Consider the following 1,047-nt stretch of genomic DNA (forward strand, 5'->3'; position numbering starts at 1 on the left):
CATTACCGCAGTCGTGCTTCGGATACAAGAAGACAACAGCAAAGCCCCGCAGGAATATCCGCTTGTCTATCATTATCCGGAAAAATCAAAGCTGGATGCCCTCAACAATGTGCCTTTTAAAAGGCCGCTGAAAAACCTGGCTTTTACAAAGAGTTGAAAGAGAAACTATCAAAAAAGACGACACTCATTCACGTATTTGCGAATGAAATGTCGTCTTTTTGCTGCTGTCACAGGAGGAGATGAGGCTTACTGCTCCAGCAACTTCAAGATTCGTTTCAGGTTCACTACAAAGATCGCCGTCGCTCCTTGTATTTCCATACCAACCAGACCCGAGGAGGATGCAACCTCATACCCGTGTCTACGCTTAAGTTCACTGTTCTTGGCTTCATTTTGTACCGTTCTTTAGCCTTAGCCTTAAACGCTTCACTTTCTTGAAATACAGCCTGTGCCAGATGCTCATCACTCTTTAGGCTGACCGAATAGGTCTTGTTTTTTGCCCCTTCCTTGTAACACCCTTCGCGAAGCGGGCAAATCTTACATTTGTTCACATCGAAAAGCTTCATGTCTTTAAGCCGTAATTTGCGGAACTTGGTCAGCAGGCTGGGCTCGATCACTTCTTCCTCAGGGGCCATATGCAGAAAGAACTTGAACGCCAAATCCGTTTTCGAACGCTCGACTAAATCGACATCGGACAAGTCAAACATCGATTTGAGCAGCAAATACTTAAACATCCGGACCGGGTCCTGCGCAGTGCGTCCGTTGTCGTGGCAATAGCTCTCCTGAAGCTCTTCGTAGACAAAGCTCAAGTCCACCAGTTCGTCCATTTTCCGCAACATGTGATCTTGGGGAACCAAGATGTTGTAGAGTTCAATATAGGGACTTAAGATTAAGCTCTGCTGTTTCGGAAGCATCCGGACCACCAGCCTTTAATTTGATGCTTTCAGTATACCGAAAGAAAGAGACAGCTTCCTCAAATTATTGAGAAACTGTCTCTTTCTATGACTGGATGACTTTTTCAGTGGCCTCCGTAAAAAGGGGCGGCACAGG

2 pseudogenes are annotated in these 1,047 nt (G+C 45.8%); both read right to left on the reverse strand.

Annotated features, from left to right (window positions below):
- Positions 1-246: 246 nt before the first annotated feature.
- A pseudogene (locus L692_RS34115) lies at positions 247-566 on the reverse strand (transposase); the annotation flags it as partial.
- Positions 546-911, reverse strand: a pseudogene (locus L692_RS34120) (transposase); the annotation flags it as partial. The pseudogenes L692_RS34115 and L692_RS34120, both read right to left, overlap by 21 nt.
- Positions 912-1,047: the final 136 nt, after the last annotated feature.

This window comes from Paenibacillus forsythiae T98, from assembly GCF_000520735.1.
In the GTDB taxonomy this organism is placed as follows: Bacteria; Bacillota; Bacilli; order Paenibacillales; family Paenibacillaceae; genus Paenibacillus_AQ; species Paenibacillus_AQ forsythiae.